Annotated in this window: 16 protein-coding genes; 3 read left to right on the top strand and 13 right to left on the bottom strand. The window is 39.7% G+C overall.

The window, feature by feature from the left end; translation table 11 throughout:
- Positions 1-54: 54 nt before the first annotated feature.
- The 9 genes from iolB to PR809_RS06570 form a co-directional block, all read right to left on the bottom strand.
- Positions 55-885, bottom strand: a complete 831-nt coding sequence (gene iolB, locus PR809_RS06610; RefSeq protein WP_166265470.1) for a 5-deoxy-glucuronate isomerase — start codon at positions 883-885, stop codon at positions 55-57.
- Between the two features lie 140 nt (positions 886-1,025).
- Entirely contained in the window at positions 1,026-1,919 is an 894-nt protein-coding gene (gene iolE / locus PR809_RS06605; RefSeq protein WP_195697554.1) for a myo-inosose-2 dehydratase, read from the bottom strand.
- Between the two features lie 30 nt (positions 1,920-1,949).
- The gene (locus tag PR809_RS06600; protein WP_206277049.1) at positions 1,950-3,854 is read right to left on the bottom strand and encodes a bifunctional 5-dehydro-2-deoxygluconokinase/5-dehydro-2-deoxyphosphogluconate aldolase; all 1,905 of its coding nucleotides are present in this window, start codon (positions 3,852-3,854) and stop codon (positions 1,950-1,952) included.
- Positions 3,855-3,879: 25 nt separating this feature from the next.
- Positions 3,880-5,013 carry a Gfo/Idh/MocA family protein gene (locus PR809_RS06595; protein ID WP_102137349.1) on the bottom strand — a complete coding sequence of 378 codons (1,134 nt, stop codon included), beginning with the start codon at positions 5,011-5,013 and terminating at the stop codon, positions 3,880-3,882.
- A 315-nt stretch (positions 5,014-5,328) separates the two neighbouring features.
- Complete coding sequence (locus tag PR809_RS06590; protein WP_004262128.1) at positions 5,329-5,757, bottom strand: PTS sugar transporter subunit IIA; 429 nt, start codon at positions 5,755-5,757, stop codon at positions 5,329-5,331.
- 54 nt (positions 5,758-5,811) lie between these two features.
- Positions 5,812-7,218 (bottom strand): sugar porter family MFS transporter, encoded by a 1,407-nt coding sequence (locus PR809_RS06585; protein WP_102137348.1) that lies wholly within the window; start codon positions 7,216-7,218, stop codon positions 5,812-5,814.
- Between the two features lie 389 nt (positions 7,219-7,607).
- Positions 7,608-8,594 carry an inositol 2-dehydrogenase gene (iolG, locus tag PR809_RS06580; RefSeq protein ID WP_206277038.1) on the bottom strand — a complete coding sequence of 329 codons (987 nt, stop codon included), beginning with the start codon at positions 8,592-8,594 and terminating at the stop codon, positions 7,608-7,610.
- A 600-nt stretch (positions 8,595-9,194) separates the two neighbouring features.
- Positions 9,195-11,132 carry a 3D-(3,5/4)-trihydroxycyclohexane-1,2-dione acylhydrolase (decyclizing) gene (gene iolD, locus PR809_RS06575; protein ID WP_206277039.1) on the bottom strand — a complete coding sequence of 646 codons (1,938 nt, stop codon included), beginning with the start codon at positions 11,130-11,132 and terminating at the stop codon, positions 9,195-9,197.
- 12 nt (positions 11,133-11,144) lie between these two features.
- Positions 11,145-12,656 (bottom strand): CoA-acylating methylmalonate-semialdehyde dehydrogenase, encoded by a 1,512-nt coding sequence (locus PR809_RS06570; RefSeq protein ID WP_195697558.1) that lies wholly within the window; start codon positions 12,654-12,656, stop codon positions 11,145-11,147.
- 393 nt (positions 12,657-13,049) lie between these two features.
- Here PR809_RS06570 and PR809_RS06565 point away from each other — a divergent pair, with 393 nt between their 5' ends.
- Together PR809_RS06565 and PR809_RS06560 are read left to right on the top strand one after the other, a co-directional pair.
- Positions 13,050-13,886, top strand: coding sequence for a MurR/RpiR family transcriptional regulator (locus PR809_RS06565; RefSeq protein WP_004913314.1), 837 nt, complete (start codon positions 13,050-13,052; stop codon positions 13,884-13,886).
- A 234-nt stretch (positions 13,887-14,120) separates the two neighbouring features.
- Positions 14,121-15,116, top strand: coding sequence for a hypothetical protein (locus PR809_RS06560; RefSeq protein WP_229597474.1), 996 nt, complete (start codon positions 14,121-14,123; stop codon positions 15,114-15,116).
- Positions 15,117-15,215: 99 nt separating this feature from the next.
- On the opposite strand, the gene PR809_RS06555 is transcribed toward PR809_RS06560, so the two are convergent.
- On the bottom strand, positions 15,216-15,470 hold the full coding sequence (locus PR809_RS06555) for a helix-turn-helix domain-containing protein (protein ID WP_102137344.1): 255 nt from the start codon (positions 15,468-15,470) through the stop codon (positions 15,216-15,218).
- 908 nt (positions 15,471-16,378) lie between these two features.
- Here PR809_RS06555 and PR809_RS06550 point away from each other — a divergent pair.
- The gene (locus PR809_RS06550) at positions 16,379-17,263 is read left to right on the top strand and encodes a helix-turn-helix domain-containing protein (protein ID WP_166265486.1); all 885 of its coding nucleotides are present in this window, start codon (positions 16,379-16,381) and stop codon (positions 17,261-17,263) included.
- Between the two features lie 84 nt (positions 17,264-17,347).
- Here the strand turns inward: PR809_RS06550 and PR809_RS06545 are convergent, their stop codons facing one another.
- The 3 genes from PR809_RS06545 to PR809_RS06535 form a co-directional block, all read right to left on the bottom strand.
- Positions 17,348-19,381 (bottom strand): TonB-dependent copper receptor, encoded by a 2,034-nt coding sequence (locus PR809_RS06545; RefSeq protein WP_206276919.1) that lies wholly within the window; start codon positions 19,379-19,381, stop codon positions 17,348-17,350.
- Positions 19,382-19,562: 181 nt separating this feature from the next.
- Complete coding sequence (locus tag PR809_RS06540) at positions 19,563-19,988, bottom strand: DUF2946 domain-containing protein (RefSeq protein WP_206276920.1); 426 nt, start codon at positions 19,986-19,988, stop codon at positions 19,563-19,565.
- Between the two features lie 252 nt (positions 19,989-20,240).
- Positions 20,241-20,981 (bottom strand): hypothetical protein, encoded by a 741-nt coding sequence (locus tag PR809_RS06535; RefSeq protein ID WP_272524493.1) that lies wholly within the window; start codon positions 20,979-20,981, stop codon positions 20,241-20,243.
- Positions 20,982-21,133 lie beyond the last annotated feature (152 nt).

Genomic DNA, 21,133 nt, shown 5'->3' with positions numbered 1-21,133 from the left:
TATTTACCGGCAAAGATAGATAACAGAACTTAATTCACATATTACTATTTTGACTTACTTTTCACGGTGTTTAGCGGCATAGGCTTCGCTATTCACCCAGTTATGGTCTTTTTCCCATGTAAATAACCACTTACGTGTTGGCCCTGCCATCACATTAAGGTAATAGTTATCATAACCCGCCACAGTCGCCATTGGGTGGTACCCTTTTGGTACCATGACAACATCTTTGTTATACACCGCCATACACTCATCTAACTCTCGGTCATCCGTATAAACGCGCTGCATGCAGAAACCTTGAGATGGGTTTAAACGATGATAATAGGTTTCTTCTAGATAAGTTTCATTGGGTTCATTATCGGTGTCATGTTTATGACTTGGATAAGAACTAGTGCAGCCTTCGTCTGTAAAGACCTCCACAACTAATAAGCTGTCAGCCGCTTTATCATCCGGCAAAATATTATGCACATAGCGTTTGTTATAACCATGGCCACGTTGTTCCGCACTAATATCATCAGGGCCAATTAAACGAGTTGGATACGTTCCTTTTCCTTTAGCCTTACAAACTGCCAATTCAAGGTCAGTATCTGCGATGACTTCAGCAAACTCTTGTGCTGTAACATAGACCGCATAAGGTTTTTTGCGTTCGAAAGGCTCCATACGGTCGCCAATATTTTCAAACGTTTGATTAGGCGTTTTAATCGTCGCTTTCCCCGCCACCAGCACTAAGCACATTTCGTTTTCAGAAGCAGGCAAAGAGATTGATTCGCCTTGTTTTAATTCAAATACATCAAAGTGAACATATCCCCAGCTAGCAATTTGTGGAGTGATATGCTGAGTACGCTTATGTGCATCTGGAGCATGGTATTTCGACAGTAATTTTGACATAACTTTCCTCTGACACTTTTTAGGTTATAGATAGGTAATTCTTTTCAGCCACTAACCTTTTTATCAATTAAATATTTCAGTTTGTGGCTAGAGTTGGCAAACGAAGCCAACAACGCCACAGACTGAAATATGACGACGATTTAGATTAAACCTGCATCCTTAGCAAACTTAGACAGATTTTTATAACCCAGTGTGGCATAAGTCAACGGGTGTGCAATCGCAGGGTCTTGCTCTGCTTCAACCACTAGCCAACCATTTTCATATTGGCTATTTTTCAATACTTTAAACACTTCGGGATAGTTAACACAGCCATCTCCAGGTACCGTGAACACCCCTGCTAATACTGCATCTAAGAAGCTGGTTTTACGGTTTTTAACATCTTTTAGGACATCTGCACGGACATCTTTGCAATGCACGTGATTGATACGTTTTGCCCAACGTTTTGCCACTTCAACAGGGTCTGCGCCAGCAAAGGTTAAATGGCCAGTATCTAGCAATAAACCGACCTCATCACCCGTGTGCTTCATTAAATTATCCACATCCTCTGCAGACTCGATCACAGTTCCCATATGGTGGTGATAGGCAATTTTCACACCTTGAGATAACGTATACTTTGCGAATTCAGTCAGTTTCTTGCCGTATTCTTCCCATTGGTCGGCTGGGAACAATGGACGCATATGAACAGGTTTATTTTGATCGCCATGAATACAATGGGTCACTTCCGCAAAAACCATCACTTTAGCGCCTAAATCACGCAATAACGCTAAGTGCTCTTGTACCGCTTCAATTTCTTCTTCCACACTGCGAGATAATAATTCTCCCGAATACCAGCCTGAAACCAGTTGTAAGTCATACTGTTTTAAAATCGGCCCTAAAATTTCCGCTTTACGTGGAAATTTATTACCTAACTCAAAACCAGCGAAACCTGCTTGACGGCCTTCAGTTAAACATGTTTCTAGAGACGTTTCTGCCCCTAAAGTGGGTAAATCATCATTCGTCCATGTCAACGGGTTGATACCAAGTTGGATTGCCATGATGAAGCTCCTGTGTAGGTAAAAGTAATATTATTTACGCTGACGCCATAGGGCTATCAGGTTTAAGTAATTAGTTTTGATTTTCTGTACCAGCTCATCGTCATTGATTTCACCTTTCATCCACTCCAACGAAGGCTTACCAAATAAAGTCCGGCCAACGGCAAATCCTTTGACGATTGATTTACCTGCTGCTGCATTGAAACCAGCTTGTAACTCAGCTTGTGGTGCATCAAGCCCTAAGAGCACGACACCGCGGCAATAAGGATCACGTTCTTGAATTAATTGAACAACGGCATCCCAGTTTTCCGCTTGTAGTGGTGGCAATTTCCACCAGTCAGGCTTGATACCTAAGTTATAGAAGCGTTTGATTGCGCGTAAGTACAGCTCATCGTTGCGTTCCATATCTGCGGGCAATATCACCTCGAGCAATAATTCATGCCCTGATTGGCAGCATGCGCTATACACTTCTTGAACGGTTTTTTCTTGCTCTAAGCGCAGTGGATGGTTGTCTTCTGGGTGGAAAAATACCAAACATTTCACAATATGCTCTTTTGGCCAGCTAATCAGCTGAGAGCCGATATTGCCATGCTCTAAACATAATGGTCTTGAGGCAGGTAGCTCGATTGGGCGGCCTATCCACCAACCACGTCCGGTCACATCATTCAATACGTCTTGGCCAAATGTACTATCACAGAGTAACCCTGCTTTTCCCTGCAGATTTGCCTCTTCGGCCACTTCACTACTAGCGCGGTAAATCAATTTTTTCAGGGTTGGAATGCAAGAAATATCAACCCCTGCGAGGCGTGCCATGTCAACAAATTGAATGCGATGGTCGAATGCCATGACACAAAGTTCATTCCATTGTGTGCTGCGTGTGGTTACACGGTGCAAATGGTTAAGCATCGGGTCGAGATCTGGGCGAGGAACTGCCGCAGCACGTTCAAGGTAATTATCTAACTCGATTTTTGTTGGCATTGCAGGCGCACAGCCATGGCGCGAAACCACTAAAGCCCCACAAGCATTCGCGTAGGCGCAGGCTTTTTCCCAACCATCACCGTTTAAATAACCGCGTAGTAGGCCAGACATAAATGCATCGCCAGCACCTAATACGTTAAGTACTTCAACTCTCACACCATGAACGGTGATCCCTTCGTCCAGCGTTTCAGGGATCGCACCGCTAAATACGGAGCAGCCAAGAGAGCCACGTTTACACACCAGTTCCGCATCCGTTAATTGGCGAATGTTCTTGAGTGCTTGTACAGTATCCGTTGTCCCACCTGCAATATGAAACTCCTCTTCTGTCCCGACAATCAAATCGAACATCGATAACACATCTTGCAGTTGTTGCGTGACACTATCGGAAGCAATAAAGCGCGTTTCACCATCACCCAAAGAGGTCAGCCCCCATAAGACTGGGCGATAATCGATATCAATAGCTGTTTTGACGTTATTACGTTTAGCATATTCCAATGCTTTCAATACTGCAGCGCGAGTTTTTGGATTAGATAAATGCGTTCCTGTAATTGCCAAGCAACGTGCGGATGCAATATATTCTTCCGTAAAATCATTTGGCGTAATCGCCATATCAGCACAGTTATCACGATAAAAAATTAATGGGAAAGTATCCTGATCTTTGATCCCTAAGATAACTAATGCCGTTAATCTGTCTTTGTCTGTTATAAGATGGCTGGTATCACAACCTACACGCTGTAATTCCTCACGTAAAAAACGCCCCATGTGCTCATCCCCCACACGGGCAAGCATTGATGATTTCAATCCTTGTATTGCAGTGCCGAATGCAACGTTTCCTGAAGAGCCGCCTAAATATTTGGCAAACGAGCTCACATCTTCTAAACGAGAACCTATCTGTTGTCCGTACAGGTCAACGGCAATACGGCCCATACAGATAACATCTAACTTCTTCTGCTTATCCATTAATTACCCCTTAACTACAACAGAATTAATTGATTTCTTTAACGTTAACCCAACGTTGTTCATCATATGAACGTGCTATCGCGTCTAATATTCGTGATACTTTCCAGCCTTCTTCAAAATCAGGCCACATTGGTTGCCCTGTTGCAACACCATCAATTAAATCGCGTACTTCGACCGTTTTTTGGTCATTGAAGCCAATACCATGACCCGCACCATTACAAAATGGCGCGTAATCTGGGTGCTCTGGCCCAACAAAAATGGTTTTAAAGCCTTGGCGGTTGCTAGGTTCATCATGACGATAGAGCTTTAGCTCTGCCATTCGTTCTTGAGTGAAAGACAGCGTTCCTTTGGTGCCTGTCACCACATAGGTTAGCCCCATTTTACGGCCAGCTGCGATGCGTGAAGTTTCAATGACGCCCATGGCGCCGCCAGCAAAACGTACCATGGCATGCGCTTGGTCTTCATTTTCAACCGTAACCATAACGGTTGAACCCGCCTTTTCAGGACGCTGTTTAATCACAATTTCCATATCACCACAGACGGTTTCAATATCGCCTACTAGGAATTGCGCCATATTGATAATGTGTGCAGATAAGTCCCCCAAAGCACCTAACCCTGCTTTTTCTTTAAAACAATGCCAGTGAATTGGCGCGCTAGGGTCAGCCATATAATCTTCATTATGGGTGCCATAAAAATGGATAACTTCGCCGATTTCACCATTAGCAATAATTTCTTTGGCTAGTTGCGAGGTGGGGTTTTTCATATAGTTAAAACCCACTAACGTTAGGACGCCAGCCTTTTTAGCCGCTTCGACCATTTCTTTGGCATCTTCAGAATTGAGCGCTAATGGTTTTTCACAATAAACATGTTTACCATGCTTGATAGCTTCCATTGCCATTTCTTTGTGCAGGAAATTAGGCGAACAAATATCCACTACATCAATATTTGGATCTGCAACTAATTTGCGCCAGTCATCTGTTGCACGGTTAAACCCCATTTCCTGAGCTCGGGTTTGTGCTAGCTCAGGGGTAATTTCTGCAATCATTTCGCGAACCAATTTCCCCTGCAATGGAAAAACGGTTGGAGCTTGTGCATAAGCAATGGCATGAGCTCGCCCTATATAGCCAGTACCTATCATCCCGATACGGATCTCTTTCATCTGTTCTACCTCTCGCTCATTTCCTGTAGTGCAATGGCTGGCCCAATATTCGTTCCAGATTTTATTTCAATAATCATGTTATACGGAACATTCATTTCACTTTCAATATTATTGGAAATATTAATTTCATTATGTGATCTGACGTTAACTTTTGATGTAATTAGTTAATATATAAGAAAATAAACATTCAATTCAGAGGAATAGAAAACAATAGGGACGTAATAGAGCGGAATAAAATGAAATAGAATAACTAAAAATGAAATTTATTGAGTATGGGATCCGACAAAAATCCCATACTCTCTTCAAAAGCAAAAACTAGCGATGAAGAATACTTAAAAACTCTTCCTTACTTGACGTCAGAGACAATGCATTGGCAATAAATTCATCACTAAAAATCAATGCTATTTCCCTAAGTACATCAATATGTTCCCTTGATTTTGCAATCACACCTATTGCGATAAACATCACATTGGTTCTGTCCCATATCACACCATCAGGGAATTGAAAAATTTCAACACCAGTATGCAAGATAATATCATTGGCCGACTTAGGGAGATGTGGCAATGTGATACCATTCCCCAAGAATGTTGATATCTGTTGTTCCCTTTCCGTTAAGAAATGGACACAGTCCCTATCAACATAACCTTTATTTTTAAATTCCGTACCAACCATTTTGAGTACTTCAGCTTTATTTCTTGCCTGACAACCTAAATGCAAATTACTTGTGGTTAGTTGTTCTATCATATCCAACCCTCGATTAAGTTAATTAGGTATATTCACACCACCAATAAGTAATAATTACATTGATGAGAGCTCTTCTTCTAATTGCTCTAATGATTTGTTTGATGTTTCTGGCAATAACTTCACCACAAAAACGATAGCTAAGTAGTTTATTACCGCAAAAATTAAGAATACTGGGCCTAAACCAAGTTCTGCTTGTAATACAGGGAATAAATAACTCACAATCGCATTCATAATCCACATAAAGAAGACCGAGATCCCCATGGATAACCCGCGGATTTTAAGTGGGAATAGCTCGGCAAGAACCACCCACGTTAAAAAGCCCATCGTTCCTTGCATAACCCCAACAAATACCGCACCAAGTAACCAAATTAATGTGGCTTTAACATCCCCTGTTAAGAAGTAATCTGTTGCTGCAATCAATAAGTGTAGCGATGCCATTAGTGCAAAACCACCAACTATCAGTGTTTTACGCTTAAATCTGTCGACAAGGAATAACACCCCTATCACCATACCACCAACAGAAAAAACACCATTTAATACGTTGAAAACTAAAGAGGTTTGCTCAGAAAAACCCGCTGTTTTGAGAATTTCTGTACCATAATACATAATAACGTTAACCCCGGTCGTTTGCTGTAATGCCGCCCACACCATCCCAATTAATACTAATTTAAAAATCCAAGGCGTATTAAAAATTAACGCTAAATTTTGTTTATTGGCATTCGGATGACGTTTAGCTTCCGCAGCTTCAACATCTAACAAGGTCACGATATCTTCATATTCTTGAATGGCACGCTTTTCAGGGCGAATTTGCTTCAGTATTTTCAAGGCTTCTTCACGACGGTTTTTACTCATTAACCAACGCGGGCTTTCAGGTGCTTTCCACATACCAAATAGCAGGCACAGTGCGGGCACAGCTTGTACTAACAGCATATAACGCCAAACATCAGGAAGGTGGCCCCAAATTGAACCAATAATCGCATTGATAGCAAATGCCGCTAACTGCCCGATAACAATAGCAACTTCATTTAGCCCGGTAAGTTTTCCCCGCATTTCAGTCGGAGCCACCTCAGAGATAAATGTCGGTGCCGTCACAGAGGCCCCCCCCACCGCAAAGCCCAATATAAACCGAGCAATAAGAAGAATTTCAATATTTGGGGCTGCTGCAGATAAAAATGCCCCAAATAAAAACAGAAATGAGAGATAAAGCAAATAAGTCCGACGTCCAATAAAATCTGCTACACGTCCACCACACACACTGCCTAATGCCGCGCCCACTAATAGGACACTCATCACCAGCCCTTCCGTGGTTGGCGTTAAGCTCATGTTTTCTTTCAATGATGAAAATGCACCGTTAATGACGCCTGTATCATAACCAAATAGTAATCCACCAAAGGTTGCAACCAAGGTTATTTGGTGCAACCTTTTTCTCTGTTGTTGATTGAGATTCATGATTAATGACATATTATTACCTTATTATTTGAATCATTATGTCTTACCAAAAAAACAATTTTTCAATATTTAAATAAATGTTTAATGTTAAAGATTAAATAATGAAATGATTTCTGGCACTCTGGTTTGAATCGCTACTTTGCTAGCTTTAGGCCTGTTCTATAAACTTATTAAAAATAGTTTTCGCAAATTTAAAATAATAAATACAGCAGCTAAATTAAAAAATAAGATTACAACAGCCTCAATTAATCTCTGTTCATTGAAAGCCTAAAGAGTATTAAATAAAATGTAAGGTCAATATTTTATATATTCATTGATAAATAAATATATTCACTATTGCGGCCAAAAAGCGTTTTTTAACCGCAAGTTTATAACCAAGTTAAATAGTATTATCGTATTAATTACAATTTAACTTCTTTACCTGTTTTGAGTGACTCCAGTGCTTTGTCTGCAAGATATAAAGCTAGCTCGCCATCGGTACCTGTCGTTTCAGGCACCGTACGACCTGCTAAGATATCAACAAAATGCTGCCACTCTGCTTTGTATGCTTCGTGGTAACGTTGCAGGAAAAAATATTCTGGCTTAGCAGATAAGCACCCAACTTCACTTAAAAGCGAAACGCTATTCTCTTTGATATTTCCTGCCGTTAATAAGCCCTTTTCACCATGCAATTCAATCCGTTGGTCATAACCATAACCTGAACGACGGCTATTAGAAATTGTCGCCATTGCACCAGATGGGAATTTTAAGATAATAAACGCGGTATCAATATCACCTGCTTGACCAATAGCAGGGTCTACAACATTACTGCCTTGTGCGTAGACAGAACAAGGCTCTTCACCAATCATAAAGCGAGCCATATCAAAATCATGAATAGTCATATCTCTGAACATACCACCAGAGACTTTAACGTATTCTGCGGGTGGTGGTGATGGGTCGCGAGACGTGATAATTAAAGATTCTGCTTTACCAATCGCGCCTTGTTGGAATAAATTTTTCAAGTGGCGAAATTGAGGGTCATAGCGACGGTTAAAACCAATGAACAGTGGAACATTATGGTCTTTCACACTTTTTAAACACTGTTTCACACGCTCAAGGTCTAGATGAACCGGTTTTTCACAGAAGATCACTTTTTTATGTTTAGCGGCTAGTTCGATTAAATCAGCGTGAGTATCTGTGGCTGATGCAATTAAGACACCCTGTACATTAGGGTCTTGCATCGCTTCTTCTGTCGTCTGCACTTTTGCTTGGTATTTTTCAGCCAAGGCAACCGCATTCGGTTGGTAAGGGTCGATGACAGAATAAAGTTTAGTTTCTTTATGGCCGGCAATATTAACAGCATGAACCTGTCCGATACGTCCTGCGCCGAATAGTGCTATATTGAACATTCAAATGCTCCTTGATACCTTAAATCCACTATTTGGATATTATGGAATATACCAAATAAAACATTCATTTCAATTTATAATTTTTTGAAAGTTATATTTTTGGGCTCTGGATAACAAATGTTATATTAAAGTGTATTTTTAGTGTTATTCAGATCACAAATTGACAATGTAAGCGAGAAGCATTTAACAATAAAGTCTGTGTTTGCTGGCATATTAATTTTTCATAGCCTCTTTTTTAAATTTTTACCCACCCCCCAAATAAAACATATATTTCAATTATGCATTTTTTAAACTATAAGAATCATAAAAAACCCAGCCTAAGCTGGGTATATGATCCAAATAATTCGAGTTAAACGTAGGCGACTAGCGTAGCGCAGTTCCCCATGCAACTTGAAGTATGACAAATATAGAATGACAAGTAATAACCACTATGTAAATTAAAACCAAAATGTAAATTAAAACCAAAGCAATCCTTGCTAAATTTCCAATAACTACCCTACTTAGTTACATCTGACTCATTAAGAAAACGAAGAACATTCCTCGACGGTAAAACACCGTCGAGTTATTTCGATAATATAAAGCACTACCGCAATAGATTGATTAATAAAGACGAACTTTATGCTCAATCATTTGTTTAATTTTTTCAGCGGAAGCAACTATTTGAGGCTTTTTAGAAACTTGTGCTGTTCCTGTCCTCCACCACGCTTCATAGCCATCTGTCATTGTTTTTGGGAGTACTTTAATATCAATCAATACACAGCCTGAATGAGATTTAGCGTCTTCCAGGGCCGCAATCAATTGTTTCTCATCATGTACCCGATAACTTTTACAGCCATAACTTTCTGCATTTTTGGCAAAGTCCACCTTCACTAACGGCCCATCCATCAAGCCCGTTTGTGGGTTCCTGTAGCGGTTTTCTGTACCAAAACTCCCCATTCCTTGGCTCATCTGCAGGTTATTAATACAACCAAATCCTGCATTATCAAACAATAAGATGGTGACCTTAATATTCTCCTGAATCGCGGTTTGTAATTCGCTGTGTAACATCAAATAAGAACCATCTCCGACCATCGCATAAACAGGTTGCTTCGGCGCAGCGATTTTAGCCCCAACAGCGGCCGCAATTTCGTACCCCATGCATGAATAGCCATATTCAAGATGATAGGTATCTCTTTGTTTTGGTAGCCAAATACGTTGTAAATCACCCGGTAATGAACCTGCTGCCCCGACAATAATGGCATCGTCTTCCATGTATTGTTGCATCAAACCTAATACCCGTGTTTGCGCCAGCTCTGTACCTAAAGTTTTACTGTATTCTTCAAGCTTATCATCAAGATGGCCTGCAATCTCAGGAACAAAATCCAATGGGCGATACTGAATACTAAATAATCGTTCTAGCTCATCCTTCCACTGTTGCTTAGCCTGCTGAATTTCATCCCCCCATTGAGTTTCATAGTGAGGATCTTTCAATTTTATACTCAGTGCTTGTAATGCTTCTTTGGCATCCGCAACCACTTTCAATGCATCTAACTTACTTGCATCAAACTCCGCAACATTGATATTCAAGAACTTCACATTTGGATGACTAAATAAAGACTTTGATGCGGTGGTAAAATCAGTAAAACGCGTACCGACACCAATAACTAAGTCGGCCTCTTTAGCTAACAAGTTTGCGGCTAACCCACCTGTTGTCCCAATTCCCCCCATATTCAAGGGATGGCAGGCAACCACAGTACTTTTACCCGCTTGGGTTTCACCAAATGGAATCTGATAATCTTCAGCAAATTGCAAAAATGCTTCGTGAGCTTCGGAGTAACGTACACCACCGCCACACACAAGCAGTGGTTTTTTCTTACTGCGGATCAAATTTACGGCTTCTTCGATACTCACCGTCGTCGGTGGCCTACGCTCAATACGATGAACCCGTTTTTCAAAAAAGTAATCAGGGTAATCCCACGCCTCACCTTGAACATCTTGCGGAAGGCAAATGGTTACTGCACCAGTATCTGCAGGGTCAGTTAACACTCGCATCGCATTGATCATGGCCGCCATCAATTGCTCAGGCCGTGAGATCCTATCCCAATAACGTGAAACAGGACGAAAACAGTCATTGGTGCTTATTGTTCCGTCACCATACTGTTCAACTTGCTGCAAAACGGGATCTGGCTGACGTGTTGCAAAGGTATCGCCTGGTAGTAATAACAGTGGGATGCGATTCGCCGTTGCTGTTGCTGCAGCTGTGATCATATTCGCAGCACCAGGGCCAACAGAGGACGTAACCGCAAAAATTTGTTTACGTTTTTTTTGCTTTGCAAAGCCTGTGGCAATATGTGCCATGCCTTGCTCATTGCAACCTTGGTAAACACGTAGATGCCCAGGCGCCTCTTCGAGCGCCTGACCTAAACCCACAACGTTGCCATGGCCAAAAATCGTAAATACTCCCTGAATAAACGGATACTGCTCACCATCAACATCAACGTATTGTTGGTTTAGAAATTTAACCAACGCTTGAGCTGTCGTCATTTTCTGCTTATTCATACGGGTCTCCGTTTATTCCATGGTAGGCATTGTGAAACTACTTTCATGGTGTTCTAAGCGAACGCTTGCAGGCCAACGGCTAGTGACTGTTTTCATGCGAGTATAGAAGCGAACACCGTCATTTCCATGTACATTTAATGGACCAAAAATAGAGCGTTTCCAACCACCAAAACTGTGAAATGCCATCGGTACTGGAATCGGAATATTGATGCCAACCATTCCCGCTTGGACATTTTCTTGGAACTCACGCGCAGTTTCACCATCACGGGTAAAAATCGCTGTTCCATTACCATATTCATGTTGGTTAATTAGTTTCAAACCTGTTTCGAAATCTGGAACACGCACCACCGCTAATACAGGCCCAAAAATTTCTTCTTTATAAATGTCCATTTCAGGGGTGACATTATCAAATAATGTTGGCCCTACAAAATAACCATTTTCGAAGCCTTTAACTTTAAAATCACGGCCATCAACCAATAAAGTCGCACCTTGTTTTTCACCGCTGGTAATATAGTCACAGATTTTAGCTTTATGCTGTGCTGAAATGACGGGTCCCATGTCATTTTCTTTGCCTTCGGTAATACCAGGACCAACGGACATTTTAGCAATTTGGCCTTTCAAGTTAGCAATGAGTGCATCTGCTGTTTCATCACCGACTGCCAAGACGACGGATAATGCCATGCAACGCTCACCTGCAGCGCCAAATGCCGCACCCATAATAGCATTAGCTGCCTGCCCCATGTCCGCATCCGGCATTAAGATACAGTGATTTTTCGCACCACCGAGTGCTTGGCAGCGCTTGCCATGAGCAGATGCCGTCGTGTAAATATATTCAGCAATAGGCGTTGAACCAACAAAACTAACTGCCTGAACTTCTGGCGCAGTTAAGAGCACATCGACAGATTCTTTGTCCCCTTGAACAACGTTAAATACGCCATCAGGTAAGCCAGCTTCTTTTAACAATTTAGCTAATGCTAAGGCTAAAGAAGGATCTTTTTCTGACGGTTTTAAAACAAAGGTATTTCCTGTTGCAATAGCCACTGGGAACATCCACATCGGTACCATTGCTGGGAAATTAAATGGCGTGATCCCCGCACAAACTCCCAAAGGCTGCATTAATGAGTGGCTATCAACCCCTGTAGCAACATTGGCTGAGTGCTCACCTTTTTGTAAGTGAGGAATACCACATGCAAATTCAACAACTTCCAAGCCACGAGTTAATTCACCTACCGCATCAGAAAAAACTTTACCGTGTTCTTGTGATATTAAACGCGCCAGTTCATCCATATTCTCTTCAAGCAATGCTTTAAATTTGAATAAGATCCGAGAACGTTTCAAAGGAGAAAGTTTTGACCATTTAGGAAATGCTTTATTCGCAATTTCAATGGCTTTTTTTGTTTCATCGGCACTGCTAAGCACAACCTGAGCACTTTGCTCCCCCGTTGCTGGGTTGAATACGGGCGCAAAACGCCCACTTTTACTGGATACTATTTCACCACCAATAAAATTATGAATCTGTTCCATGTTGCCTCTCTTTAGCTGACAGAGTTACCTAGTTACTCAATGTATATGAAATATTTGTTTCATTTACAACTAAATTTGAAATAACATTCAATTTATGTGATCTAGACAAAGTTTTTATGCAATTTCTAATAGTGACGAAAAAACACCAGACTTAAACTTACTTTCATCACTTATTTATTGGCTATTTGGCTGTTGTGTTGAGCAAAATATGTCTTGCTTTCAATCAAGAAAACAAGAGAACAAATTGATGTAAGCTGTTCAATTTATTATCCCAAATTCAAATTATTTTGAGATTTCAAGAAAAGAAAATTTTTAAATATGAACTAAGTGTTTCAAAAAGATTCGACTAACGCCGTAAAACAACTACAATTAGAGCCAAATTCTGGAGGTTATATGTCAAGTGCATCAAATTTAAATGAGTTTCAAGAGCAGGTTCGCTCGCGATACGACGAATTAAGTAAACGGCTACAGCAAGTGGCACGCTACGTATTAGACAATACGAATAGCGTCGCATTTGATACTGTCGCCGTCATTGCAAAAGAAGCGAAAGTTCCGCCTTCGACGCTGATCCGTTTTGCAAATGCGTTTAATTTCAGTGGGTTTAATGAAATGAAACAATTGTTTCGTATGAACCTTGTTGAAGAAACCGCCAGCTATACCGATAGAGCGCGCATGTTTCGTGAAATGGATGGCTCTCAAGAACTAAGTGATGATCCTTCACAAATTTTGAAGGAATTCGCGCACTCTAACGCCCAAGCTTTGCAACAAATGGCAGCTAGAACTCCCGCAGAGGATATCGAAAAAGCGGTATCGTTATTAGCGAACGCACAAAATATCTACATTATCGGTTTGCGTCGCTCATTCAGCGTTGCAACGTATTTGAGCTACGCCCTTAGCCATTTGGAATGTCGCCCAGTACTCATTGATGGACTTGGTGGGATGTTCAAGGAGCAGATCAGCCGGATCAGTGAAAATGACGTTGTTATTTCAATCAGTTTCACACCTTACGCCTCGGAAACGGTCATGGTAAGTGAGAAAGCAGCTCAAGCAGGCGCACAACAGATCGTTATTACTGACAGCCAAATCAGCCCGTTGGCAAGTTTCAGTGATGTTTGTTTTGTTATCAAAGAAGCCCAAGTAGATGCATTTCGTTCGCAATCAGCCACCTTATGTTTAGCACAATCACTGACAGTGGCATTAGCCTATCGCCAGGGCAGCAGCTTAGTCTAAGTTATACGGCTCTGTAATTAAACACCTCCATTAATTCAGAGCCCCTTCCAATCCTCTCCCTCATTAACATAAACGTATTTATTGAATGTTAATTAAGTTTCATCTTTTTCTTGGATTTGTGAATCTCATCAGAAAATACAAATTCTAAAAAGACAATCAAATGAAATTATTATTTCACCCTGCTATGTTGGGATTATATCTCGCGTTAGATAAAACCAAGAATGAGGGCTAAGCATGTTAAATACACACTTTCTTTATTTACTCGGCCACCTTCGTTTACTTGAAGAACAGCATTCTGTCACGTCAATTAATCGCTCTGGTATTGGTTTAATCGGCACAGCACCTTATAACCAACTTTATATTGATGCGATAAAATGCTGCACCCATCATAGTGAGCTAAAGTCAATTTGCCATTTGACTCCATCACTCCCTTCTATGACTGACTTTATGTGCCAAAAGAAAAAGATAGAAGAACTGATCAATAATGATGATGTTGATTGCATCATAATGACGTCCACTTGCAGTGATGAGTTACTAAAATTTGCTATTCAGATGGCTGTAACAGCAGGAAAAGATATCCTATTAAATGATATCCCCAACTATAGTGAAAGTGAATTGAAGGAAGTATTAAAGAAAGCAATATTCCATGACACATTGATTAACTATAGCCAGCCTCTTAGCTTTGATTACCAGTTCAACCAAATAAAAACGTCATTAATGTCTAAACGTGGCACAGAAACAGGGTTATTACGTATCGTAACACACAGAATATTAGAGACTGAAAACCAATTGCCATTCAATACATTACGAAACACTATCGCAAAAAATATAGAACTATTGTTATCTTTAATACCTGATGTTGTACTTTCAAACCCTGCGATCCAATACTCACATCCCTTTACGAAAAGAGCTGATGGCGATGTATTGATGATTAACTTTCGCCAAGAAGGTGGTTTATTGATTTCATTTGAAATCTTTTTCAATACAGGAAAGGTTTCAGACAAACTGTCTTTAAAACAATGTAATAACCGATATGAAGTAGAGAAAAATCTCCCTTTTAATGAAAGAAATCAAGAAATTAATCAAAATAATTTTATTGTAGAGCAACTCGACCAATTTGTTTTAAGACTCGGTAGCAACACAAAGTTAGCTAAGATTAATCAATGGAGTCGCGCTAATGAACTAACAGATAAAGTAATAAAACAGCTAAATACCTATGGATATATTTGATTTCTATAAAATATAAAGATAACCCTAATAGTAACAAGTAATATTATTCTACAAGTAAATAATGCAATATTATTTGTAACACACCTAAATCACTTATAATCAATGTATTGAGCTATATGTACCACCATTTACATTTACGACGCCATATAAAAAAGACGTAGGATCAACATTGAAAAGATAAGCAAATTGAAATAATGAATCAACATCAATGCAACTTTCGCCAGTCTCGAATCGATTCATTTCTTCTTCTGTTACACCGATTAAGCTTGCCATTTTTTCTATCGATATTTTATGGTTTTCTCGCTGTTTTCGGATTTTTATCCCTAGCATTTTAGCAATGCTTTCCTTGCCCATAATAACCTCTACTAAATATTAAAATGAATATTATCAACCGGTGCGTAAATTATCACCAACCGTAAATTTATAAATTGACTTAAAATAATAAAACTCTGATTAAATGAATCGTTTTAAGACAATCCATTAATGAAAAACAAACAGAAAAACCAGATAAGCAGATGATATAATTAGATTATATCTATTTCATTGTTACATTTTAGTTGTGATGGTCATCACATAACATTTTAAGACCCAATAAAGATAGAAACTAGGTTATAGTCAGTCACCAGCTAATAAATTGTATTTCCAATTTAATTTAAATTCTAGCTTACATTTCCAATTTGATAAAACTATATTGCCAAATTTAATGTTATAACCTTAGGAAATTCGTGACAATTTGTATTCATCCGTATCAATAAGTTTCCACAAAGCAATTATAATAAAGAAAAATTTTTTTCATCATAAAAAAAGACGTTTTTTTTTATTTATTAGTCGAAATAACAAGATTAGATTCAGGTAATAATAATAAGACATTCTATATTACGCTTATAAGGTTAAAGCACTTTTAAGATTAGTAAGTTACATTATTTCAATCTTATTTTGAATCTCTAAAATAGATTACTATAACAGATCGTCTTAGATGTAAATAAAATTATGTCTCACACTTATGCCATATTCATTACTTTCAGTCTATACACAGTATGTAAAAATTAGGCAAATTACGTAAACGCCTAACAAGTGTATTTAAGCATTCAATCTAACCCCTCCCTTATCAAAACTTACTTAACTTCACATCTTTTTAATAAAATTGTCAGTTAGCATGCTATCCTATTACGAGCACCTATGAATACTTACCAGTCATCACACTGAGTTATTATATGACCTCTTATTTTATTGGTAAGTAAAAGAGACCTGAAAGGATAATCATGCTACAAGAAAGTGTTATCAGGGAAATCATTCTCTGGATAGAACAAAATTTAGAATCTCGCCTATCCCTAGATACTGTTGCCGATAAATCAGGATACACAAAATGGCACTTTCAGCGCCTATTTAAAAACCAAACAGGACTCGCACTTGGCTCCTATATCCGAGCAAGACGTCTTTCTTGTTCTGCTGTCGCATTACGGCTAACAAATGACAGCATAATGGACATTTCTCTAAGATACCGCTTTGACTCGCAACAAACTTTTTGCCGCGCGTTTAAAAAGCAATTTAATCTGACCCCTTCTGAATATAGAAAACGAGAAGGATGGAAAGTTGAAGGGTTCTGTTTACCTTTACGAGAGAGTAAAGAGCTCAGTGTTCAAGTTAAATTGGCTCAGTTACCCGCAATCAACTTACTCGGAACTAAGCATCGTTATACTAAAGATATTAATGAGTGGAACCTAAAAACCGATGAACTGCGCCGATACTATTGGAGGGCTTTTTTTGAGAAAAACCCTTATGTCACGCAGCATTTATATGCTATCCATGGTATTGACCAAAGCGCTAATGCAGAAGGGCATTTCCTATATACCACGGCTCTAGATGAACAAGATGTTAGTATTGCGCTTCCGCAAGCAACTAACTTACAGTTACCCTCAGGAAATTATTTAGAAATCAAAATCACTAGTAGCCTTCATGGTATAGATTACAATGACATTATCTATACTGCTTATGGGAAGGTGCTTGCTGAAATGGATATCGTCCGTGGTGAAGGGCCAGATGTTGAGCAATATGTCCTAAAGTCTAAACCCTCTTATGAGGCATTCATTAATGATTCACGCCATTTCATTCAAGAACTAAATTATTATATTCCCGTTATTATTTAACGACTAGGTATTTAACAACTAGCTATTTAACAACCAGCCAGCAAGCAACCCACACAAAAGTTGTATGGGTTGTTGAGCTAATAATTAAAAAGTCACATTCATTTTTGCCCAGAAATTTCTCCCTGGTTCATTCACTGGCACGTTGGATGAATAGCCAAAACCGCTGTTTCCAGCTAAATTAAGGTGCTCGCTATAGGTTTTGTCAAAAAGGTTATCAACACCTGCGCTTAATTTCATGTTTTCATTAATTTTATACGCTGTATTTAATGAAAAAATTGTGAAACCCGCACTTTTGCTAAAATCTTTACCCACTACATTACCATCATTAATGGCAACGCGATTTTGGCGGCTCACGACTCGTACTAAGCCTGTCGTGGTCCAATCGCCTTTTTCCCACGATAAGCCAAATCGGCTTTCCAACGGTGGCATTTGCGGTAATGCCTTTCCATCTGTACGGTTTTCGCCCCATGAATACGCAAGGCTTGCATCCGCTTTCCACTCATCACTGAGTTTTTGTGCAACACCGAGTTCTCCTCCCATAATTAACGCATCCACATTTTCCACCTGGCTCATTCTTGGATTTGTTGCGCTATAACGGAAGAGAATAAAATCATCAACACGCCCTACATATGCAGAAACCCATGCATTGGTGTCTTCATGGCTATATTTAGCACCAATATCTAGCTGAGTCGTTTTTTCAGTTTTTAGCTTATCAAACACATTATTGCTGCCATCCGGGCCGAGTTTAGGCGAGAACAATTCCCAATAATCAGGAAAGCGTTCTGTATAACCGACACCTGCATATAACATAACAGGCGTACCCGATAAAGAATGCTCATAACGCGCAAAGCCTGCTGGCATCACAGTATTACGCCCTGAAGAACCTACTCCTGTATTATTTTCGACTATCACGCGGTCTAAACGTACCCCGCTGACCACTTTGCCTTGTTCAGTTGGATGCCAAGTTAGCTCGCTAAAAACACCATAATCTTGAAATTGTGCATCTTTTTTCCAGCTATTGTGATTGTTTTTTCGATGCTTATTGGTTTGCATGTCTGCGCCGGCACGCAGTTCATAGTCTGACCATAACCATGTTCCCATCGTTCGCCCCCCCATGGTTTCACGGTCAACTCGCATTTTCATTGGCATATTCATCATGCCATGGCCACCATGCCCCATATGACCACCACTCATTCCGCCACCTGATGGAGAACGAAGCGAGTAGTTATCCATTATATGATCGGCATAATTGTAGTAGACATTCGCTTCAATTTTATCTAACACATCGCTGAGATTACTTTTCTCAAAGCGCAATCCTAAGCTTTCGCGTTTAAACTGAGAGCCATCCATTCCCCTCCCCGCATAGCGAGCTTCCCCATCGCCTTTACCAGCAGTCAACTCTAATAATGTGTATTCATCAGGTGTCCAACCAACCGCAATATCAGTATTCCATTTGTCCCATTTAGACGGTACTTTGTCCCCATTACCATCTTTATAATCATTAGAACGTGACTTATTGCCAATAACGCGAATGTAGCCAGACTCATTACCTAAACTCACATCTGCATTGCCATCCCAACGCTCATTAGATGCGGCTAAAACACTCGCGTTTCCTTTCATTCCTGCTTCAGTAAATAGCGGTTTTTCACGTTCAAAACGGATGGTTCCCGCAGAGTTCCCAGGCCCCCATAAAACAGTTTGAGGGCCTTTAATCATATTCAGTACATCAAAGTTTTCCGGTGAGATATAAGATGTAGGCGCATCCATACGAGAAGGACATGCACCTAACATCTCGCTATCATTGGTCAAAATACGCAAACGCGAGCCGAACATGCCACGAAAAACAGGATCACCGTTAGTCCCACCGTTTCGTATTTGTGAAAAACCCGGAATAGTTTTGAGATAATCAGAACCATCACTCGCAGGGACGGGCTGCCTTGGTGTTTTAGGTGATGTCGTAATCGTTAATGGTGAATCAACTGGCGCAGTCACAATCATCACTGAGCTATCTGAAATTGGGCTTTGGTTGATTTCAGTTTTAGCGGCTGTAGATGCCGTAAAAATTGCACTAATTACCAGTGTTGCAATAGGAGCCACTTTAAAAACGTGTGTGTTCATTTTTTACCTGTTTCTTAGAGTATAGCTACGCTGCTTTCGCCTCTTAGCTTGCAAATACATTTTCAGCCCTCATGAATGAACCTCTTAAAAATCAAAGAAATTCAAGATGAACGAAAGCGCTTTGCACAATAAAAGCAAAAGTAGCAATTTAATTAATTTGAAAATTTATAATATTAAGAAATCAGGAGATTGGTGGGGCTCGAGCGAGATGTAATGACCATGGTCTAAATAACCAAATGTGAGTGCAGCTATCAAAGGGAATAAATAGCGTTAGCGTGGCAAATTGCCGAATAACCGCAGCAATAAGTAAGATAAGAAATGGGAAGTGGATCAATAATTGGCAGTAACCACATGCAATATCTTCCATCGGAGACTGCCCTATCCCCGTCATTAACATATGGTTCATTGGTATAGAAACGTCACAGCCTTCAGACATAGGCATACTGTGATGCGAATGCATAGAAGAGTCTACCATCTCACTTTGTATATCTGTACAAGTGTCCATATGCACCATGGACTTAGAAACCAAAGGTGCAATAAACAACATTGCAATGGCAAGCAAAGCAAGATAAGCGGATAGCTGTTTGATAAAAGGGCGCAGGTGCAACGTTTTTCCGTCATCTCAGTATGAATTTTATAGTGCGGAATTGTATCTTATTTGGAAGGGTGTTGTTATTTATTTTCAGAATTAATGTTAACCACAGCGCAGCATCGCATACAAAAGACTAAAAAACAGACAATTGCTGATTAAAATCAATCTATTGATTAAATATCTATTCTCAACACAACAGATTGAAATTAAAGTAAATAATAAGCTCATTATTTACTTTAACATTATTTGGCTATTAACCATCTAACCCTAGCGATTTAGATGAGACCATTTTGTGTTAACCATTACCTTGGTTATCTCTTCTTTAGTTTGAATTGGCTTGAGTTTATCCAGTTCAATCCAAACCGTTTTGGTTGATTGAAATCGGTTATCTGGCGTCAAACCACTCAATTTAATCTGTAAATATTGCTCTTTTTCTTTATCACTAACACCTTGTTTAAATTCTTCATAAGCAACCATATATTTTTTTACTTCCTTGCCAGCTAACCCTTTTTTGAAAGTGACCAAAATTTTATAGCTGAGCTTTTCGTTAAGAAAATTTTTAACCACATCAGAGAGTGATTGATATGCGGCGATCTTGTCGTCTTTTGCTTTTTGAATATATTGTGGGCTTCTTGGAGCCTGACTTGGCTGATAATTAGGTTGCGCTCTCGCTAATGTCCTCTTTTGAACTGGCGTCCTGTGGGAGCGATTTAGATTGCTTGGCTCCGAAACCGACCGATTTAATGCCAATGCCCCTGATATATTTTTTTGATGAATATTTGAAGGATCTGAATAGGCATGTCTTAAAGTAAAAACACGAGTGGGAATTTTTGACCCTTTCCGGTCAATCTGCTTTTTTTTAATACTTTCAGCAAATTTATTTAATTCTAGCTGCTGATTCACAAGCTTTCTTTTAACTTCTTTATCTAATGGGCGTTTATTCAAACCTGATACGACTGGGTGAGAGATATTGGTTTGATGATAATTACGCATTAGTCGAGTGGCCATATTGCTTCCTTTTATCTAGTTATAAACTCAAACTATATTAAAAGAATTGATATCAGCTATCTTTAACAAACCGAAGTAATCAAAATCGTGGATTATAATATGAAAGGGAGTGTTATACAGGCGAACACCTGTATAACACTATCAGTGAAAAA

It is taken from the genome of Providencia sp. PROV201 (assembly GCF_028479545.1).
Lineage (GTDB): Bacteria > Pseudomonadota > Gammaproteobacteria > Enterobacterales > Enterobacteriaceae > Providencia > Providencia huaxiensis.
The sequence above is the reverse complement of the archived record's forward strand: the minus strand, read 5'-3'. Positions and strand labels throughout refer to the sequence as shown.

Excerpts from the sequence above, each read along its gene's own strand:
- iolB (WP_166265470.1), bottom strand. The coding sequence starts at position 885 with ATGTCAAAATTACTGTCGAAATACCATGCTCCAGATGCACATAAGCGT.
- iolE (WP_195697554.1), bottom strand. The coding sequence starts at position 1,919 with ATGGCAATCCAACTTGGTATCAACCCGTTGACATGGACGAATGATGAT.
- PR809_RS06600 (WP_206277049.1), bottom strand. The coding sequence starts at position 3,854 with ATGGATAAGCAGAAGAAGTTAGATGTTATCTGTATGGGCCGTATTGCC.
- PR809_RS06595 (WP_102137349.1), bottom strand. The coding sequence starts at position 5,013 with ATGAAAGAGATCCGTATCGGGATGATAGGTACTGGCTATATAGGGCGA.
- PR809_RS06590 (WP_004262128.1), bottom strand. The coding sequence starts at position 5,757 with ATGATAGAACAACTAACCACAAGTAATTTGCATTTAGGTTGTCAGGCA.
- PR809_RS06585 (WP_102137348.1), bottom strand. The coding sequence starts at position 7,218 with ATGTCATTAATCATGAATCTCAATCAACAACAGAGAAAAAGGTTGCAC.
- iolG (WP_206277038.1), bottom strand. The coding sequence starts at position 8,594 with ATGTTCAATATAGCACTATTCGGCGCAGGACGTATCGGACAGGTTCAT.
- iolD (WP_206277039.1), bottom strand. The coding sequence starts at position 11,132 with ATGAATAAGCAGAAAATGACGACAGCTCAAGCGTTGGTTAAATTTCTA.
- PR809_RS06570 (WP_195697558.1), bottom strand. The coding sequence starts at position 12,656 with ATGGAACAGATTCATAATTTTATTGGTGGTGAAATAGTATCCAGTAAA.
- PR809_RS06565 (WP_004913314.1), top strand. The coding sequence starts at position 13,050 with ATGTCAAGTGCATCAAATTTAAATGAGTTTCAAGAGCAGGTTCGCTCG.
- PR809_RS06560 (WP_229597474.1), top strand. The coding sequence starts at position 14,121 with ATGTTAAATACACACTTTCTTTATTTACTCGGCCACCTTCGTTTACTT.
- PR809_RS06555 (WP_102137344.1), bottom strand. The coding sequence starts at position 15,470 with ATGGGCAAGGAAAGCATTGCTAAAATGCTAGGGATAAAAATCCGAAAA.
- PR809_RS06550 (WP_166265486.1), top strand. The coding sequence starts at position 16,379 with ATGCTACAAGAAAGTGTTATCAGGGAAATCATTCTCTGGATAGAACAA.
- PR809_RS06545 (WP_206276919.1), bottom strand. The coding sequence starts at position 19,381 with ATGAACACACACGTTTTTAAAGTGGCTCCTATTGCAACACTGGTAATT.
- PR809_RS06535 (WP_272524493.1), bottom strand. The coding sequence starts at position 20,981 with ATGGCCACTCGACTAATGCGTAATTATCATCAAACCAATATCTCTCAC.